The organism is Ruegeria sp. CK1, assembly GCF_056536545.1.
This window is the reverse complement of sequence record NZ_JBQFPX010000001.1, coordinates 224,503-243,008: the sequence shown is the minus strand read 5'-3', so window position 1 is coordinate 243,008 and position 18,506 is coordinate 224,503. Positions and strand designations below refer to the sequence as shown.

General features: G+C 56.9%; 17 protein-coding genes. 7 read left to right on the top strand and 10 right to left on the bottom strand.

The features are described from left to right. Positions 1-27 precede the first annotated feature (27 nt). Positions 28-627: an L-lysine exporter gene (gene lysE / locus ACR0L3_RS01200; protein ID WP_480742998.1), complete on the bottom strand. Its 600-nt coding sequence runs from the start codon at positions 625-627 to the stop codon at positions 28-30. An 86-nt stretch (positions 628-713) separates the two neighbouring features. Between lysE and ACR0L3_RS01195 the strand changes: the two genes are divergently transcribed. Then, positions 714-1,598 carry a LysR family transcriptional regulator ArgP gene (locus tag ACR0L3_RS01195; RefSeq protein WP_480742996.1) on the top strand — a complete coding sequence of 295 codons (885 nt, stop codon included), beginning with the start codon at positions 714-716 and terminating at the stop codon, positions 1,596-1,598. A gap of 10 nt (positions 1,599-1,608) precedes the next feature. Here the strand turns inward: ACR0L3_RS01195 and ACR0L3_RS01190 are convergent, their stop codons facing one another. Both ACR0L3_RS01190 and ACR0L3_RS01185 read right to left on the bottom strand, forming a co-directional pair. Next, positions 1,609-2,883: an MFS transporter gene (locus ACR0L3_RS01190; protein ID WP_480742994.1), complete on the bottom strand. Its 1,275-nt coding sequence runs from the start codon at positions 2,881-2,883 to the stop codon at positions 1,609-1,611. Between the two features lie 144 nt (positions 2,884-3,027). Next, positions 3,028-3,768 carry a YebC/PmpR family DNA-binding transcriptional regulator gene (locus ACR0L3_RS01185; protein ID WP_480742992.1) on the bottom strand — a complete coding sequence of 247 codons (741 nt, stop codon included), beginning with the start codon at positions 3,766-3,768 and terminating at the stop codon, positions 3,028-3,030. 110 nt (positions 3,769-3,878) lie between these two features. Between ACR0L3_RS01185 and ACR0L3_RS01180 the strand changes: the two genes are divergently transcribed. The 4 genes from ACR0L3_RS01180 to ACR0L3_RS01165 all read left to right on the top strand — a co-directional run bounded on the left by ACR0L3_RS01180 (position 3,879) and on the right by ACR0L3_RS01165 (position 9,005). Continuing rightward, complete coding sequence (locus ACR0L3_RS01180) at positions 3,879-5,651, top strand: SLC13 family permease (RefSeq protein WP_480742991.1); 1,773 nt, start codon at positions 3,879-3,881, stop codon at positions 5,649-5,651. A 16-nt stretch (positions 5,652-5,667) separates the two neighbouring features. After that, entirely contained in the window at positions 5,668-6,402 is a 735-nt protein-coding gene (locus tag ACR0L3_RS01175) for a glutamine amidotransferase (protein WP_480742990.1), read from the top strand. Positions 6,403-6,474: 72 nt separating this feature from the next. Further along, the gene (locus ACR0L3_RS01170) at positions 6,475-7,332 is read left to right on the top strand and encodes a bile acid:sodium symporter family protein (protein ID WP_480742988.1); all 858 of its coding nucleotides are present in this window, start codon (positions 6,475-6,477) and stop codon (positions 7,330-7,332) included. Between the two features lie 11 nt (positions 7,333-7,343). After that, positions 7,344-9,005, top strand: coding sequence for an FAD-binding dehydrogenase (locus ACR0L3_RS01165; RefSeq protein WP_480742986.1), 1,662 nt, complete (start codon positions 7,344-7,346; stop codon positions 9,003-9,005). A 10-nt stretch (positions 9,006-9,015) separates the two neighbouring features. Here ACR0L3_RS01165 and ACR0L3_RS01160 read toward each other — a convergent pair whose 3' ends face one another. From ACR0L3_RS01160 to ACR0L3_RS01150, 3 genes are all read right to left on the bottom strand, one after another. Beyond that, positions 9,016-9,756, bottom strand: a complete 741-nt coding sequence (locus tag ACR0L3_RS01160) for a YbaY family lipoprotein (protein WP_480742984.1) — start codon at positions 9,754-9,756, stop codon at positions 9,016-9,018. Positions 9,757-9,851: 95 nt separating this feature from the next. Continuing rightward, complete coding sequence (locus tag ACR0L3_RS01155) at positions 9,852-11,630, bottom strand: SLC13 family permease (protein WP_480742983.1); 1,779 nt, start codon at positions 11,628-11,630, stop codon at positions 9,852-9,854. A 90-nt stretch (positions 11,631-11,720) separates the two neighbouring features. Beyond that, a complete protein-coding gene (locus tag ACR0L3_RS01150; protein WP_480742981.1) occupies positions 11,721-12,536 on the bottom strand; it encodes a TIGR00282 family metallophosphoesterase in 816 nt (271 codons plus the stop codon). A gap of 89 nt (positions 12,537-12,625) precedes the next feature. On the opposite strand from ACR0L3_RS01150, the gene ACR0L3_RS01145 reads away from it, so the two are divergent. Continuing rightward, positions 12,626-12,859 (top strand): putative hemolysin, encoded by a 234-nt coding sequence (locus ACR0L3_RS01145; protein WP_480742980.1) that lies wholly within the window; start codon positions 12,626-12,628, stop codon positions 12,857-12,859. A 5-nt stretch (positions 12,860-12,864) separates the two neighbouring features. Here ACR0L3_RS01145 and ACR0L3_RS01140 read toward each other — a convergent pair whose 3' ends face one another. Next, on the bottom strand, positions 12,865-13,428 hold the full coding sequence (locus ACR0L3_RS01140) for a 5-formyltetrahydrofolate cyclo-ligase (RefSeq protein WP_480742978.1): 564 nt from the start codon (positions 13,426-13,428) through the stop codon (positions 12,865-12,867). Beyond that, positions 13,425-14,819 (bottom strand): magnesium transporter, encoded by a 1,395-nt coding sequence (gene mgtE / locus ACR0L3_RS01135; RefSeq protein WP_480742977.1) that lies wholly within the window; start codon positions 14,817-14,819, stop codon positions 13,425-13,427. Before mgtE ends, ACR0L3_RS01140 begins: the two co-directional genes overlap by 4 nt. Positions 14,820-14,958: 139 nt before the next feature. On the opposite strand from mgtE, the gene guaD reads away from it, so the two are divergent. Further along, the gene (guaD, locus tag ACR0L3_RS01130; RefSeq protein WP_480742975.1) at positions 14,959-16,248 is read left to right on the top strand and encodes a guanine deaminase; all 1,290 of its coding nucleotides are present in this window, start codon (positions 14,959-14,961) and stop codon (positions 16,246-16,248) included. On the opposite strand, the gene ACR0L3_RS01125 is transcribed toward guaD, so the two are convergent. Beyond that, positions 16,245-17,579 (bottom strand): 8-oxoguanine deaminase, encoded by a 1,335-nt coding sequence (locus ACR0L3_RS01125; RefSeq protein ID WP_480742974.1) that lies wholly within the window; start codon positions 17,577-17,579, stop codon positions 16,245-16,247. The two genes, guaD and ACR0L3_RS01125, sit on opposite strands and share 4 nt — an antisense overlap. A gap of 113 nt (positions 17,580-17,692) precedes the next feature. Further along, positions 17,693-18,484 carry a histidinol-phosphatase gene (gene hisN / locus ACR0L3_RS01120; protein WP_480742972.1) on the bottom strand — a complete coding sequence of 264 codons (792 nt, stop codon included), beginning with the start codon at positions 18,482-18,484 and terminating at the stop codon, positions 17,693-17,695. Positions 18,485-18,506: the final 22 nt, after the last annotated feature.

The following is an 18,506-nucleotide window of genomic DNA, read 5'->3' as shown; positions in this document are numbered from 1 at the left end:
CACCGAAACCCCGGCTGGGGCAACCCGTCACAGTGCAACAAGTTTCGAAGCAATCCCCAGCATGACCACTCCGATCACTACGTCCAGAACTTGCCAGGCGCGTGGCCGGGCAAAGAAGGGGGACAGTACCCTTGACCCGTATCCAAGCGAAAAGAAAAACACGAAACTGGACATCATCGCGCCCGCGGCAAAAGCCATGCGGTCATCATACTGCGCAGAGATGGAACCCAATAGAACAACGGTATCCAGATAGACATGCGGGTTAAGCCAGGTGAAGGCCAAAACTGTCAGTAGAACCGATCGCAGACTGGCGCGCTGACCTTTTTCCACGTCCATCGCAGCCCCGCCGCGCCAGGCCGATTGCAGGCTGCGCAACCCATACCACGTCAGAAAGATGGCTCCGCCGTAGCGCATCACCGTTTCAAACCAAGGTGCCGCTTCGGCCAGAGCACCGAACCCCGCGACACCAGCTGCGATAAGGATGGCATCGGACACAGCGCAAGTCAGGCACAGCGGAAATACATGCTCACGTCGCAGTCCCTGACGCAGTACGAAAGCGTTCTGCGCCCCGATGGCAAGGATTAGGCTGAAGCCCAAAGCAAAACCGGCGACAAGGGATGTGGACATGGAGCCTCCTGTAATCTGAGGCGTTGACTACGGGTATTGAGGCATTCTATCAAATAAAAGATGTTGACCTTAGTTAAGTTTAACTAATGCTACTTGATCCCAATCACCTTTCGGCCCTGTCCTTGATCCTGCGGCATGGCAGCTTCGAAGCTGCTGCTGCCGAGCTGGCGGTTACACCCTCGGCTATTTCACAGCGGATCAAAGCGTTAGAGGATCGCGTCGGTGTCGCGTTGATCAGTCGTGGCACACCCTGCACAGGTACTCCGGCGGGGCTACGTATCGCCCAACACGCCGAAGACATTGGACTGCTCGAAGCCAAATTGGCGCGCGAACTGACACTGGATCAGACCGACAACCCGGCGCGTGTGCGTGTAGCAGTGCCCGCAGACGTTCTGGCAACATGGTTCATAGACGCTTTGGCTCAGGTGGACGGGTTGTTGTTCGATCTGGTGGTCGACGATCAGGACCATTCGGCTGAGTGGTTGCGGCGCGGAGAGGTCAGCGCCGCAATAACAGTGGGCGGGCAGCCAGTTGTGGGTTGTGACAGCACGGCTTTGGGCGTGTTGCGCTACATCGCCACCGCCAGCCCGGCATTCATGGGCAAGTGGTTCGCCGAAGGCGTGGACACGCACAGTCTGTCGCGCGCGCCTTGCCTGACATTCAATCGAAAGGACGGACTTCAGAAATCTTGGATACTTGAACAGACAGGCCATCGATTATCTCCACCCTTACATTTTCTGCCTTCTTCGCAAGGTTTTGTTGAGGCAGCTATCGCGGGAATAGGCTGGGGAATGAACCCTGTTGGACTGGCACAAAACGCTCTGAAAGATGGCCGCTTGTGCCCAGTGTTGCCGAACGCACCACTGGACGTGCCGCTAACGTGGCAGGTTGGGCGTATTCTGAGTGCATCCTTGGCACCGCTGACTCAGGCGGTCAAACGCGTCGCCGTTGAAGCGTTGCACCCAAGGTAACACCCCAAGATCAGGACTTTTCCGCCTTTTGTGCGCTTGGTAAGACCACGCGGTAACAAATGATGGCCGCAAAAAAGCTAACCAAAACAATAAACACAATAGCCCAAGCAACTTCATGCAAATGAGCTACCCCAGCTAACACGGCTGACAGGATCACCGCTGTGATGCGACAGATACTCTTTATCGCAGCCGCCCCCTTTACCCTTTGCTCCTTTGGCGCAACGTCCAGAAAATAAAGCTGTCGCGCTCCACTTACACCTGTTACGGCCACAGTCACGATGAACAGGGCTATGGCGTGCAAGTGCACCGCGTGGTCGATCCCCATAAAATGCACTGTCACCAATACAGCTCCGGTTACGGCGACCATAAGATCACCCGTGACCATCACAGCGCGGTGTGATTTCATGTTTATCAGTTGCCATAGCGGCGCTGACACCAGATATCCCGAAGCAGAAGAGATGATCATTGCTGTCAGCCCCTTGGCCGATGCGTGATGCGCCTCGGCGGCGATCAGGGCAAAGAACGGAACCGAAAGGGACACCACAACTAACGGTAACCGCATAAACAAATACCGACGGAACCAGGCTTCATCGAACATGTCGACAATATCGGTAAAATTCTCTGAAAGCTTCCGCTTCCGTACCTTGTGCGGCTTTTCCTTGACCTGATTTTCGCGTGAAATTTCCGAAAGCGCCAAAATGGACAGAGCTGACAGCACAAAGAAGGTTACAGACGCTGCAATCACTGTGGTGTGTCGGGAAAAAGGCGGATTTTCTTTAGTAATCTCATGCAACAACAGCGCCAATCCAATGGCCCCTAGACCACCAAAGCCGAGTTGAAGGTAGTGCATAACCATTCGGGATTTGGATTGCACGTGATCACCCAGTAGATCGGTAAACATCAGCGACTGAATCTCTTCGATCAATCCGATGATGAAAAAGGCTGCGACAAAGGCCACGGCAATTGCTGGCACAACGCCGGTCGAAGCCACGAGAACCGCCAACACAAGGCAGGCACCGATCCCAACCTCGGTCAAGGCGATACCGTGTTTCTTTTGCTGCCGCGCCGAAATCGGCTGCGCCAGAAAGATATCTGAGATCATGCTACCCAGCATTCTCACGGACACCAACGCTCCTGCAATGAACATGGGCAGTTCAACCGATACCGCCAGAAACGGCAGAACAATCGAAGGGCTGCCAAGCGTCCATGCGACTTGAGATAGGATGCTCTGGCCAGTCAGGACTGGGATATTTCGTTTCGGGGTGCTGGGTGAACTGTCCGTCATCTGCTCAAGGGGTTTTTCGGTCTAGTTAGTACAGCGTTGCCTTCTCAAACTTACCGACTTCTTTCCAACCGGCCAAGAACTCTCTGACTACAATAGAAAAACCCGACCAGAGGCCGGGTTTTCAATAGCTGAATTTGGCGCAAATCAGAGCTGCGCCATAACCTCATCCGTCGCTTCGAAGTTAGTAGTGACGCGTTGCACGTCGTCATCATCTTCCAGCGCATCAACCAGCTTCATCAGCTTTTGCATGTCTTCCAGACCCAACTCAGTCGTGGTGGTCGGTTTCCAAATCAGTTTAGTTGATTCCGACTCGCCCAGCGCGGTTTCAAGTGCGTTTGATACTTCGTTCAAATCGGTATCGGCGCACCAGATGATGTGGCCATCTTCCGAGCTTTCGACATCTTCGGCACCCGCCTCGATTGCCGCTTCGAAAATCGTATCTGCGTCGCCTGCGTCCGCCTGATAGACCACCTCGCCCTTACGGTCGAACATGAACCCGACCGAACCGGTTTCACCCAAATTGCCACCGTTCTTTGAGAACGTTGAACGCACGGTCGAGGCGGTGCGGTTGCGATTGTCCGTCATTGTCTCAACAATCACGGCGACACCATTAGGGCCGTAACCCTCATAGCGGATTTCTTCGTATTCATCGCCTTCCCCCGCAACCGACTTTTTGATTGCGCGGTCGATCACGTCCTTAGGAACCGAGTTCGACTTTGCCTCTTTCACTGCCAGACGCAGGCGCGGGTTCTTGTCGGGATCGGGGTCGCCCATCTTGGCGGCCACGGTGATCTCTTTCGACAGTTTAGAAAACAGTTTGGACCGCGCGGCGTCCTGACGTCCCTTGCGGTGCTGGATGTTGGCCCATTTGGAGTGGCCTGCCATGGTGCGTCCTCGTGATAGTGATTGCGTATTCGGCGCTCATATAGACGTTTGCGGGGCTAAGGATCAAGAGAGCGGCTTGCCCGAAGACCCCGTGCGGGTATGGTGACCCCATGACGACAGATCAAATTATTCTTTTTGCCCTTTTCGCCACTGTGTTTGGAATGCTGCTGTGGGGACGCTTCCGCTATGATCTTGTGGCTTTTTCCGCATTACTGATTGGGGTCATTTTAGGCGTGGTGCCCGTGGATGATGCCTTTGCCGGGTTCGGCCATCCAGCAACCATAATTGTGGCCCTCGTTTTGGTCGTCTCCGCCGGGTTGGTCCGGTCAGGAGCTGTGTTCCTGATCACGCGCACGTTGGTCGATGCCTCGCGCGGCTTGGGGGCGCACATTGCGTTGATGGGTGGAATCGGTGCCGTCCTGTCAGCCTTCATGAACAATGTAGCGGCGTTGGCCTTGCTTATGCCGGTCGACATTCAAACCGCGCGCAAGGCCGGGCGGTCGGTGGGGCTGTCGTTGATGCCCTTGAGCTTTGCCACCATTCTGGGTGGCATGGCGACATTGATCGGTACTCCGCCCAACATCATCATCGCGTCGATCCGGCAGGAAACACTGGGCGAGCCGTTCAAGATGTTCGACTTTGCCCCTGTTGGTGGGTTGGCGGCAATTGCTGGTTTAGCATTTGTTTCTTTGATCGGCTGGCGACTGATACCAAACCGAGGACAGCAGGAGGAAAGCACCGAGGCGTTGGCCGAATACATCGCCGAGCTCACTATCCCGCCCGAATCCACGCATATCGGCAAACGGGTCAGCGAGCTCTACGAGGCCGCTGAGAAATCCGACGTCGCAATCATCGGCCTGATCCGCGATGGCAAGCGACGTTATGGCCGATCCGCCCACGCAACTTTGAAAGAGGGTGACGCGCTGGTTTTAGAGGCCCGACCCGAGGCGCTGGACGAATTCCGCGCTGCGCTGAGCCTCGATTTTTCAGACACGCGGCGGCAGGAATTACTTACCGCCGAGGGCGACGGCTTGGAGGTGATCGAAGTCGTCGCCCCCGAAAGCGCTCGTATCACCGGGCGCACGGCGCAGGGATTGGGTTTGGCATGGCGGCAAAGTACCGTGCTTATGGGCATCTCACGCCAAGGCCGCCGCATTACCGAACAGGTTCGCAAGACTGAAGTGGAGGCGGGCGATATCCTGCTGCTCCTTTGTCCGCGCGACCGAAGCGCCGACGTGACCGAATGGCTCGGTTGTCTACCTTTGGCCGAGCGTGGCCTGAACGTTACAGCAAACGACAAGGCGTGGCTGGCCATAGGCCTTTTTGCCGCCGCAGTGCTGGCCGCAAGTGTCGGATTGATCTACTTGCCGATCGCTCTGGGGTTGGTCGTAGTGGCCTATGTGCTGACCAAGATCATGCCAATCGCCGACTTATATAATCACATCGAATGGCCGGTGGTTGTGCTGCTGGGGTCAATGATCCCTTTGGGCAGCGCGTTGGAAACGTCGGGCGGTACCGAGCTGATCGCAAATGCGCTGGTCCAACTAACCGATGGCATGCCCGCTTGGGCCATTCTGACCGTGCTTATGGTGGTCACCATGACACTGTCAGATGTGCTGAACAACACCGCCACCGCTATCGTCGCCGCCCCGGTTGGCATCCAGATGGCGCGTACACTCGAAGTCTCGCCAGACCCGTTCCTGATGACAGTGGCCGTGGCGGCCTCGGCCGCTTTCCTTACTCCTATTGGGCACAAGAACAACACGCTGGTGCTGGGCCCTGGCGGCTATCGCTTTGGCGACTACTGGCGAATGGGGCTGCCGCTGGAAATCCTCATCGTTGCAGTTTCCGTTCCGGCCATCCTTGTCTTCTGGCCACTTTGACGGGTATGGGCGGCGCATGAAACGATTTCTGATCCTACAGTTGCGCCCGGAAACCGAAGCATCGGACGCCGAATACGCCTCAATTCTGGACAAGACCGGCTTGTCCCCGAGCCAGACCCATCGCATTCGGCTGGACTGCGAGGATTTGCCCGAGAGACTAGACGTGACTGAATACGCGGGCGTAATCGTCGGCGGTGGCCCTGGCTGCGTCAGCGATGATCCCGCAACGAAATCCGAGATCGACGCAAAGGTAGAAACTGCCATTATGGGCCTGATGCCGCAGATCACCGCGAATGATCACCCCTTCATGGGCTGTTGCTATGGGCTTGGCATTCTGGCCGCACACCTTGGCGGCGACGTCAGCAAGAGGAACTATGGGGAACCGGTTGGTCCGTCGACTTGTCACGTCACCGATGAAGGCACGCGCGATCCACTGACTGCCGGGCTAGGCACAAGTTTCGACGCTTTCGTCGGCCATAAGGAAGCCGTTCAATCCCTGCCCGACGGCTGCGTGCACCTGCTTGCCTCTGATCCCTGCCCATTCCAGATGATCCGCTGGGGTCAGAATGTTTATGCCACTCAGTTCCACCCTGAGGCTGATGCGCAAGACTTCGAACAGCGCATCAATATCTACAAGGATTTCGGATATTTCCCGCCCGAAGACGCCCAGCGCCTTATAGACATATGCCATGAGGCAGAGGTTACAAAGCCCGGCGAAATCCTGCGCCGTTTCGCTCAGCGCTATATGTGACCCAACGGCGCTGTTGCCTGCACCTTGAACACTCGCTTACGCTGATCCGAATGGCTTTGGGAGGAGTTGTTCTTGGATCTGCTTATCAATGTCGGCCTGCCGCTGTCGCTGGCTATTATCATGTTGTCTCTGGGTGTAGGGCTGCACGTCGCTGATTTTCGCCGTGTTCTGACCCGCGGCTATCCATTCGCCATAGGCGCGCTGTGTCAGGTCATCATACTACCCATTGTGGCCTTCATCACCGTTAAGCTTTTCGCATTGCCGCCCGAAATTGCAGTGGGGTTCATGCTGCTCAGCTTTTGTCCCGGTGGTGTGACCAGCAACATCCTGTCCAAACTGGCCAACGGCGATGTTGCGTTGTCGGTCAGCCTGACAGCTGTTATCAGCTTGCTGTCCATTCTTACGGTCCCGTTTCTGGCTGCTTGGTCAATCACTCATTTCATGGGTGAGGCTGCACCCGAGGTTTCGATCACCGGGCTGGCTGTCGCAATGTTTCTGATCACCACCCTACCAGTCGCCATCGGCGTAAGCGTGCGCCATTTCGCCTCTGATTTTGCGGCCCGGATCGACGCACCCTTGTCCAAAGTTGCGACGGCGCTTTTCGTTCTGATCGTCCTCGCCGCCTTGGCTGGGAACTGGCAAGTGTTCGTCGAAAACTTGGGCAAAATGGGGGTGGGGCTGGTCACTTTGAACGTCGCGCTATTGGCCATCGGGCTAGGGATCGCGCGTGCCGCGAAACTGTCATGGGATGAAAGTAAGACGATCTCAATCGAAACGGGCATCCAGAATGGAACACTTGGGATTACCCTTGCGGCGCTAATCACTGGCGCTGAGAGCGGGTTCAGCCCGCTGGCCCTGCCCTCGGCCGTGTATGGCATCATGATGTATGTCGTAGCCCTGCCCTACATCGCCTGGCTTCGCAGCAGCTGAAAGGACAAGACATGACCAACAATACTGCTGACGCCATCGTTGTAGGCGCGGGTCTGGCTGGTCTGGCAGCTGCCGCCGAATTGGGGGATCGCGGCAAGAAGGTAATCGTTTTGGATCAGGAGCCCGAGCATTTTCTGGGTGGGCAAGCGTTCTGGAGCCTCGGCGGCCTATTCATGGTCAACACCCCAGAACAGCGACGCATGGGGATCAAAGACAGCCAAGACCTAGCGCTGCGTGATTGGATTGGCAGCGCACAGTTCGACCGCGACGAAGACGCCTGGCCGCGCAAATGGGCCGAAGCCTACGTGGAATTCGCCGCAGGTGAGATGCGCCCGTGGCTATATGAAATGGGCCTACGGTGGTTTCCAGTCGTCGGCTGGGCAGAACGTGGCGGATCATACGCAGATGGTCACGGCAACTCGGTACCACGATTTCACATAACTTGGGGTACGGGACCTGGAGTGTTGAAGAACTTCGTCCGCCGCGTGCGTGAACATGTCAGCGCTGGTCTGATCGAAATGAAGTACCGTCATCAAGTCAGTCATATCATAATGCAGAATGGTTGCGCAAAGGGTGTATCAGGCGAAGTTTTGGCCGATGACACTGCGCCCCACGGTGCAAAGACCAACCGCGATGAGGTTGGCGAGTTTGAGGTCTACGCCCCGTCGGTCATCGTCAGTTCAGGAGGCATCGGCGGCAATTTCGAATTGGTGCGCAAAAGCTGGCCGCGCGATCGGTTGGGTGAGCCGCCAAAGACCATGGTGGCGGGCGTGCCCTTCCATGTCGATGGCCGCATGATCAGCATCAGCGAAAAGGCCGGAGGTCACGTAATCAATGGCGACCGGATGTGGCATTACACCGAAGGCGTGCGCAATTGGAACCCTATCTGGCCCTCGCACGGTATACGCATCCTGCCCGGTCCCAGTTCCATGTGGTTCGACGCAAATGGTAATCGGCTAAAGCCACCTTGTTTGCCGGGCTTCGACACCTTGGGCACGCTGAAGGAAATTCTAAAAACCGGTCACGAATACAGCTGGTTCGTGCTGACCCAGAAGGTGATCAAAAAAGAATTTGCTCTGTCAGGCTCTGAACAAAACCCGGATATGACTGACGGCGGTTGGCGCGAGGTGCTATTTCAGCGCATCCTGACCGGATCAAAGGCGACAGCGCCCGTTGAAGCATTCAAGGAGCGCGGTGAAGATTTCATCGTTGCCAATACCCTGACCGAGCTGGTTAGCGGTATGAACCAGTTGGGTGGAGGACTGATCGACGAGGCCCACCTACGCGCGCAAATTGAGGCGCGGGACTCTCAGGTCGATAACCCCTTTACCAAAGATGCGCAGATGGCTGCCATTCTGGCCGCGCGCAATTACCGTGGGGATAAGCTGATCCGTACGGCCAAGCCGCACAAGTTTCTGGATCCAGCGAATGGCCCACTCATCGCGGTTAAACTGCACGTTCTAACGCGCAAGACACTGGGTGGACTGCAGACCAATCTGGATAGTCAGATGATCGGAGCTGACGGCCAAGTCGTTCCCGGACTGTTCGCAGCCGGAGAGGTCGCCGGTTTCGGTGGTGGCGGCTATCACGGGTACAACGCGCTTGAAGGGTCTTTCCTTGGCGGTTGCATCTTCTCGGGCCGCAATGCCGGGCGATCAAGGGCCGTCGCTTGACGGCCCAACGTTATTGGGCGCGGGTAAACTTCATCACCGGTTCCCCAGCCGCATCCAGAAAGGCGAGCGCGTCGCCTTCCATTGCGTAGGTGGTGACGTTTTGAAGCGTCGCCAAGAACTGCCGTTCGACCTCTTCCAATTCTGGTGGGCAGGCCATCAAAGTTGCAGCCATATTGTCGGGAAATGAGATGGATGCACCGGATAGCTCGGCCTGACCCGAAAAACGATTGCAGCCTCCGCTGCCGGAAAATGCGCCGTCCTGAGCAAATTGGAGTGAGGGAAGCCTCTCGGCTTCAATCGGTGATCCGTTCAGAACAGCAGCCGTCCATTCCGTGTTATCCAGCATCGTTCCTCCCTGGACCTGTACGAGCGTTATGTCTGCTGAATTTCCCGCCCCATCGGTCAGAACCGGGTGGGCTGTGTCGGTGGTAAAAAGCAAGTCCTGCCCTTGCTGGATTGAAGCGCGCACAACATAGCGGTGCCCATCTTTGATCAAGGCATCATCAAACGTCAGCTCGAACTGTGCCGGGACACCCTCAACTGCATATCTTTTTGCAGCAAGAGATACTGCCGGCGCATCAGCAAGTGAAACGTCTTGAAGCTCTACAAAAAGCGTTGCCTCGGGCGGCACTGCGATCCGCTCACGATAAGTGGCGGTTCCCGTTACGGTTCCGGCATGGCTTTGCGCGCCCAGAACAGCCAGCACGACAGCGCTGGCCACAATGGTTTGACCCAGCTTTGGAAATGGCATGATGCAATCCTTTCACTTCCGCTTTGGTGAAAAGATCGTGTCCAGATCAGTATTTACAAGACCTGCCAGTTCGTGTCGGCGATTCCGCGCCGGACTCACAAGGGCCAAATCAGCGGGATCAGCAGCGAAGCCAGCAAGCCAACAGTTAAGTTCAGAGGAATACCGACCTTCATGAAATCGACGAAACGGTAACCGCCCGGGCCATACACCATCATGTTGGTTTGATACCCAATCGGCGTCGCAAACGAAGCCGAAGCCGCCACCATCACAGCCACAACCAGTGGGCGCGGATCGATCCCCACGGCCTGCGCCAAGCCTATGGCGATCGGTGTCACCACCACAGCTACCGCGTTGTTTGACACCAGCTCAGTCAGCACTGAGGTCAAAAGATACACGGCCCAGATGATCAGGAAGGGCGGCAAAACGCTTAGACCCGGCGCAATCGCCTCTACAATCAGTGAAACGGCCCCGGATTTATCCAACGCCGCACCGATGGCCAACATGGAAAAGATAAGGGCCAGCAAGCGGCCTTCGACAAAGGAAAACGCCTCATCCGCGTCGATGCAGCGCGTGATCAGCACCACGGCCACCGCAAGAACCGACAGCAGCAGGATAGGAGCCACCCCCAGGGCAGCCAACGCGACGATGCCCACAAGCGCACCAATCGCAATTGGCGCATGACTACGCCGGAACGCTCGCGCCGAAGGCTGCGAAACATCAACCATATCCATATCGGCCGCCAGCTTCTGAATATCCGCCGGAGCGCCTTCTAACAGCAGCGTATCCCCAACCCGCACCACCAGATCGTCCAACTGGCGCCCAATATTCTGGTTCCGTCGATGCACCGCCAGCACATAAACACCATACCGACGACGCAGCCGTAGCGTACCCAGCGTCCGTCCAACCATACGGCAACCAGGGGTAATCAGAACCTCAACCGTCTTAGTCTCAACTGCTGATACCTGATCGACGCGCTTCAATTCTTTGTTGCTTTGCAGGCTCAGCAACTCGGTCATCTCAGTCCGTAGAACCACGCGGTCGCCAAGCCTCAGTTCGACGCCCTTCAGGTTCCGCCGCAGAGATTCATCACCCCGGATCACGTCGATCAGACGGACTCCGGGTCGCTTGAACAGTTGAACCCCAGTGACCTCGCGCCCGATCAGGTTGCTTTCTGGGGGAATGACGGCCTCGGTGAAGAACTTCATCTTGGACCGATCTGACAGCAAGGATGCCATGCTGTCGCGCTCGGGCAGAAGGCGCGGAGCGATAAAGCGCAGGTAAACCATGCCATAGATCACCAGCGCTATGCCTAAAGGCGTTACCTCGAAAATCGTGAACGGGGCCATACCCTGCGACCGGGCCACACCATCCACCAGCAGGTTTGTTGAAGTCCCGATCAGAGTAAGCGTTCCGCCCAAAATGGCTGCGTAACTTAGTGGGATCAGAAGCTTAGATGCTGGAACGTTCAACGTGCGGGCAATCTGAACAAAAACCGGGATCATCACAACCACAACAGGCGTATTCGACACCACGGCCGATGCGATAACCACAAACGCCATCAGCAACCCAATGGCAAAGCGCGGGTTTACTTGCGCTTGTTTCTGCGCTGTCGACGTAAACGAATCCAGCGCCCCAGTCCTTACCAAGGCACCCATGATGATGAACATCGCCGCAATCGTCCATGGAGCGGGGTTGGACAGCACAGCAAGCGCGCTCTGATACGGCAGAATGCCCGATACGAGCATGATAGCGACACCGCCGATGGCGACTACTTCGGTCGGGTACACCTCGCGCAGGAACATGATGAACATGCCCGCGACCACCAAGAGCGCCAGTATCGCGCTGCCCATCTCTGTCAGTTGAAGGAATTGCATTCTTGGTATTCTGTCCGAACCCTGTCCTGGCTTGCGCGCCCGTCAGGCAGTTTCACGCATTGCGCGCTGCAGAGCAAGCCTGACGTGATCTTATTGCGGTCCGGACTGCTGCAATCGCCCACCAACGCGTACCATTTGCACAGATTTCGCCTGCCCATCGCGATCGTCAGTCTCAACGAAGACCCCGCTTAACGTCGCCTCACCGTTGGCCGGAGTAAAGCGGGCCTTGGGCATACCAGTGATGAAACGGCGCATCGGCTCGACCTTGTCCATGCCGATCACCGAGTCATAATCCCCACACATACCAGCATCAGTCAGATAAGCGGTACCACCCGGCAGGATTTGCGCGTCCGCCGTGGGAACATGGGTATGAGTGCCAACCACAAGGCTGGCACGCTTGTCGCAATAGTGGCCCATTGCCATTTTCTCGGACGTTGCTTCGCAGTGCATGTCGACAATGATCGCCTGCGCCTGCCCGCCTCGCGGATGCGATTTCAAAATAGGCTCAACGGCCGAGAACGGATCATCGAAGGGCCGTTTCATAAAGACCTGCCCCAATACCTGAACGACCAACACCTTGCGTCCACCCGGCGCAGTATACAGACGATGACCACGCCCCGGCGCGCCCTTCGCGAAATTCACCGGGCGCACGATGCGCGGCTCGCTCTCGATGAATTGCAACATATCCTTCTGGTCGAACGCATGATCACCCAGCGTCAAACAATCCGCGCCGGCATCCAGCAACAGCTTGGCGTGATCTCCGGTTAGCCCCATTCCATTCGAGCCGTTCTCACCATTGACCACCACGAAATCCAGCCGCCATTCGTCGCGCAGGCGCGGCAGATGTTGCTGAATGGCCGTGCGTCCCGCGCGGCCCATGACGTCACCCAGAAAAAGTATCCTCATCCGTTGTGTCCTAAGTGTGGTAATGGCCGAGTACAAGCGGTTAAGCTGCCTGCATAAACCGCCAAAGCTCTTTAATCAGGAGAATCTTGATGACTCGCACCCTTATCGCCGCTTTCGGTCTGACTGCACTCGCCGCTTGTGACGAAACGCCCTCCGCTGACTCAACCACTCAATTGGCAAACCCGGCGGCCACGTTCTGCGTTGAAAGTGGTGCAAAATACGAAATCCGGGATGGCGACAACGGGCAGACTGGCGTCTGCATTTTGCCAGACGGGCGTGAAGTGGACGCCTGGGAGTACTTCCGCGAAAACAGTCCGACCTGAGGCAGTCAGTTCGAAAACGTCAACACCCGGCTTTCGGTAATCACCATATCCAACGGTTGATCGGTGGGTTCCAACGGCAGCCCTTCAGCCTCTTGCGCGTCAAAGGCAAAGCCAATCGCTAGTGTGGCGCGTTTGGCGCGTAGTCCTTCCAGCGTGCGGTCATAGAACCCGCCCCCGTAACCAAGCCGCCCGCCTTTCGCATCGAAAGCAACCAGCGGCACGATCAAGATTTCTGGGTCGAAGTAGTCATCAACCTCGGGCACTTTGGCCCCGAAAGGTCCGTCTTTCAGTTTGCCTTCGGGCGTCCAGAGCGAAAACTTTAACGGCTGGCCAGCAGCCTGAATCACCGGTACCCCGACCGGGCCATAGGCCGACGCCTCAGCCATTGCCGCCAGCGGGTCGATCTCAGTTCGGATCGGCATGTAGCCCGACAGCGATACGCCCCTGTGTCCAGCCAGTACTTCGGACAACCGCCCGGCAGATCCGGGTAATCGGGTATCAAAGGCGGCCTTGCGGCGCGCGAACGCCGCCTTCCGCGCAGCGGCTTTGATTTCAGTCAGGTCGGTCACAGTAGCACCACGCTGGCAAGGCCAAGGAACAGGAAGAACCCCATGACATCCGTTGTGGTCGTCACAAAGGTACCGGATGCAAGCGCCGGGTCAGCGCCCAGACGGTCCAGCACCACCGGTACTACTGTACCAACGAAGCCTGCGATGATCATGTTCACGACCAAGGCGCAGCCAATCACGACACCCAGCAACGCCGAGTCGAACCACATCATCCCCACCGTGCCCAGAACGATAGCAAAACACAGGCCGTTTAACATCCCAACCAGTAATTCCCGTCGGATCACGCGCATTACGTTCGCACCGGTCAGGTCACGTGTCGCCAGGGCTCGCACTGCCACCGTCAACGATTGCGTCCCTGCGTTACCTCCCATCGAGGCCACAATCGGCATCAGGATCGCCAGCGCCACGAGTTGATCAATCGCCGCCTCAAACTGCGAGATTACCAGCGAGGCACAAATCGCCGTACACAGGTTCACGGCCAGCCAAGGCAGACGGCGTCGGCTGGTCGCGGCTACGCTGTCCGAAATCGAGCTTTCGTCGCTAACCCCTGCTAGGCGCAGGATATCTTCTTCGTGCTCTTCATCCAGAACCACCATTGCGTCATCGATAGTGATCACACCGACCAACCGCCCATCTGCGTCGACGACAGGAGCAGAAATAAGGTGGTACTGATTAAAGGCGTAGGCCACGTCTTCCTCGTCCTGATCGACGGGGATGGTGTGAAACTCCTCTTCGATGATGTCGTGCAGCGGCACTTCCCGCCGCGTCGCCATGAGCTTACCCAATGTGACTTGCGCCACTGGCTTTAGCCGAGGGTCAACCAGAACGACATGATAGAACTGCTCGGGCAGATCATCATTCGCGCGCATGAAGTCGATGGCCTGTCCCACCGTCCAATGCTCGGGTGCCATGACGACCTCGCGTTGCATAAGACGACCGGCAGAGTTTTCCGGATAAGACAACGCCTGCTCGGCTGCGATCCGCTCGGAATCGTCAAGCGCATCAAGGATGGCTTCCTGCTGCGGTTCCTCAAGGTCTTCCAGCAGGTCAACAACGTCGTCGCTTTCCATGTCGCGCACGGCATCAGCCAGAACATCCGGATGCAGAACATGGATAACCTCTTCGCGCAGGGCTTCATCCAGTTCCGACAGAATATCACCGTCGAAATCCTGACCGAAAAGGCGGATCAGGCGCGCACGGTCGTACGGGTTGATCTGTTCCAGAAGGTCTGCAATGTCAGCCGGGTGCAGCGGGTCCATCAGCTCGACCAGCTTGTCGCGGTCATCTACATCAACGGCATATAGGATCGCTGCCACGGTCCGGCGATCTAGTGCATAGACGTCTTCGTCACTGGTGGCGTCGGTTACGGGTTCATCAAAGCCTGTCGTCATGTCTGCCCCCGGTCGCTCGATCATTGACCCCTAATTAGAAGAAGCAGCTACCGGAAAACAATGACAATGCGCCGATTTACCCACAAGTTTCACCCGCCTATGCTGTTTTACAGTCCCATACAGGCGGAGATGAATGAAAATGGCGCACAAAACGCTGCTGAAAGGGCGTGTTCTGAGTTTCACAGGCTCGCCATTCGAGGGTGAGCCGACCGAAGCCGTTAAAATCAGCGAGGCTGTTCTTATCGAAGACGGTCGTATTTCCGCCGTGGCTGATGCCGAAAACCTGCGCGCCACCCACCCGGACGCAAGAGTCGTAGATCACGGTAAGCACATCATTATGGCCGGGTTCGTAGATGCCCATGTGCACTATCCGCAGACTGCAATGATCGCCAGTTGGGGCAAGCGCCTGATCGACTGGCTGAACACCTATACCTTTCCCGAAGAGATGAAGTTCGGTGACATTTCTTATGCCACTGAGATTGCAAACCGGTATCTGGATCTGACGACGGCGCATGGCACAACGACAATGTGCAGTTTCTGTACAATCCACCCAGAAAGCGTCGATGCGTTCTTCACCGCCGCGCAAACGCGCAATCAACGTGTGGTCGCAGGAAAGACCTGTATGGACCGCAATGCCCCGGAAGGGCTGCGCGATACGGCGCAATCAGCCTATGATCAGTCCGAGGCCCTGTTGGACAAATGGCACGGCGTCGATCGCCTGTCCTATGCAATCACCCCCAGGTTTTCGCCCACTTCTACGCCTGAGCAGCTTGAAGCAATGGGCGCACTATGGGCAGAGCATCCGCATTGCCTGATGCAAACGCACCTGAGCGAGCAAACCGATGAGATCGCCTGGGTCCGCGAGCTTTTCCCCGACGCCCGGGACTATCTAGATACTTATGAGAAGTTTGGCCTGCTGGGATCAAATGGCGTTTACGGCCACGTCATCCATCTGGAATCGCGTGAGCGCGATCGCCTGCGAGAGGTTGACGCATCACTTATTCACTGTCCGACCTCCAACACCTTTATCGGCTCGGGCCTGTTCGACATGGACGGGCTGATGCGTAACGGTCATCGGGTCGGGCTGGCTACTGACACAGGCGGCGGCTCCAGCTTTTCGATGCTGCACACCATGGCCACGGCTTATGAAGTCGGGCAGCTGCGCGGATCACCTTTGCACGCCGCTCAATTGTTGTGGCTTGGAACTGTGGGCTCGGCACGCTCGCTGCGTTTGGACGACAGCATTGGCAATGTCGCGCCGGGGATGGAGGCTGATCTGATCGTGCTCGATCTCGCCTCAACCCCGGCTATCGCCCAGCGCGAAGCCTGCGCCGAAGACCTTTGGGAAGCCATCTTCCCGACAATCATGATGGGCGACGACCGGGCGATTGCCGAAGTTTGGATTGGCGGTCAGCGCGTCAATCCTTAGCCTTGCAACGCGCGGGCCAATTGGTTCTGCCGCTCGATCACGCGGGGCATGTCCAACGTAGTGACATGCCCGTCCCGCACGATCTGGCGGCCTTCCACAAACAAATGCTTAACTTTCATCGGCCCGGCCAGCAGCAACGCCGCTGGGTCCCAACTGCCCGCACTTTCAATACAACGCGTATCCCAGATGGCAATGTCGGCGCGTTTGCCGGGCTCAAGACGACCACAATCAGGACGGTTAAGCACATCGGCACCGCCCCGGGTCGCAATTTCTAGTGTTTCACGAGAAGACATTGCATCAGCCCCATTCACCACCCGTTGCAGCAGCATCGCCTGACGCGCTTCGAGGATCAAAGAGCCGTTGTCATTACTAGCCGACCCATCCGCACCCAGCCCAACTGGCACGCCCTGATCCCGCATGGCCCGCACGGGCGCAATGCCTGACCCCAAGCGACAATTGGAACAGGGGCAATGCGCAACCCCGGTCTGGGTTCTTGCAAAAAGGTCAATCTCGGCCCCGTCCAGCTTGACGCAATGGGCGTGCCAAACGTCTGAACCCGTCCACCCCAATTCCTCGGCGTACTGACCGGGGCGACAGCCAAACTGGGCCTGTGAATAGGCGATATCCTCATCGTTTTCCGCCAAATGGGTGTGCAACATAACGCCCTTGTCCCGCGCCAGCACAGCCGTATCGCGCATCAATTCGCGGCTGACCGAAAATGGCGAACAGGGCGCCAACCCGACACGGCACATCGACCCTTCGGACGGATCATGGAACGCATCGACCACACGGATCATGTCGTCGAGAATCGCCCTTTCCCGTTCTACCAAAGCATCCGGCGGCAAACCGCCGTCGCTTTCCCCGATGCTCATTGCGCCCCGAGTAGGGTGAAATCGCAGACCAATCTCTGCCGCGGCCGCGATCGTGTCGTCCAACCGGGCACCGTTAGGGTAAAGATACAGATGGTCTGAACTCAGTGTGCAACCAGACAAGGCCAATTCGGCCAACCCGATCTGGGCCGAGACAAACATCTCCTCTGGCCCGAACCGAGACCAAATGGGATAGAGTGTCTTAAGCCAGCCGAACAACAAAGCATCCTGCCCGCCAGGCACCGCGCGCGTCAGAGTTTGGTAAAGGTGATGATGAGTGTTCACCAAGCCCGGCGTTACAACACAGCCGGATGCATCATGAACCTCTCCGGTTGTTTGCAACCCTTGGCCAATCTTTTCGATCTGCCCGCCGCGGATCAGTATATCTGCGCCAGAAAGCTCACGGCGGGTGTCGTCCATGGTCAGGATGGTATCAGCGTTTTTGATCAGGATTTCAGTCATTTCACCCTCTTGCATCCACCCGTTTCGTGCAAGAAGGCAAGCGCTGGCGGAAAACGGGCACAAGAACCAGCTATGAAAAGTTTACCCGACCAATCGGCCCTCGACAACCGATATCAATACTTGCGCAAATGCTCTAAGGCCGCCGCGTGCAAATCCGCATTCGCTGCCGCCAAAACCCGACCGCCTTCGTGGACAGGATCGCCCTGCCAATTGGTTACGATACCTCCGGCAGCCTCGATGACTGCAATCGGCGCTTGAATATCATAAGCGTTCAACCCGGCCTCAATTACCAAGTCTATTTGCCCCGCCGCCAGAAGCGCATAAGCGTAGCAGTCCATACCATAGCGCGTTAACCGCACGTGCTTGGCCACGGACTCAAAACCTTCCCTTTCGTCCAAAGTACCGATCTCAGGAAAAGTGGTGAACAGAATTGCCTGATCCAGATTGGAAGTGGAACGGGTCTTTAATTGCCACGAACCGGTCGGACCAGTCGACTGCGCAATATCCACCGATCCTACGAACCGCTCACTTATATAAGGCTGGTCAATAACGCCCAACATCGGACCGTCCTCATTGCTGAGAGCGATCAAAACGCCCCAAGTGGGCGTGCCACTGATGAAACCGCGCGTGCCGTCAATTGGGTCTAATACCCATGTTCGCCCGCTCGTCCCCTGATCTTTACCGAATTCCTCGCCAAATATCCCATCATCAGGCCGATGTTTGGCTAGGACTTCTCGCATCGCTTTTTCAGCATTCCGGTCGGCGATGGTGACTGGATCAAAGCCTTCGGTCAGCTTGTTGGATGTCTCAAGGTTCGGTTGTCTGAAAAGAGGAAGAATGACCGCACGCGCCGCGTCGGCCATTTTTTCGGCTACTTCCAGATCGCTTAAAGAAGTCTCTTGCATTCGCTACCCGTGCGGTCAGCGA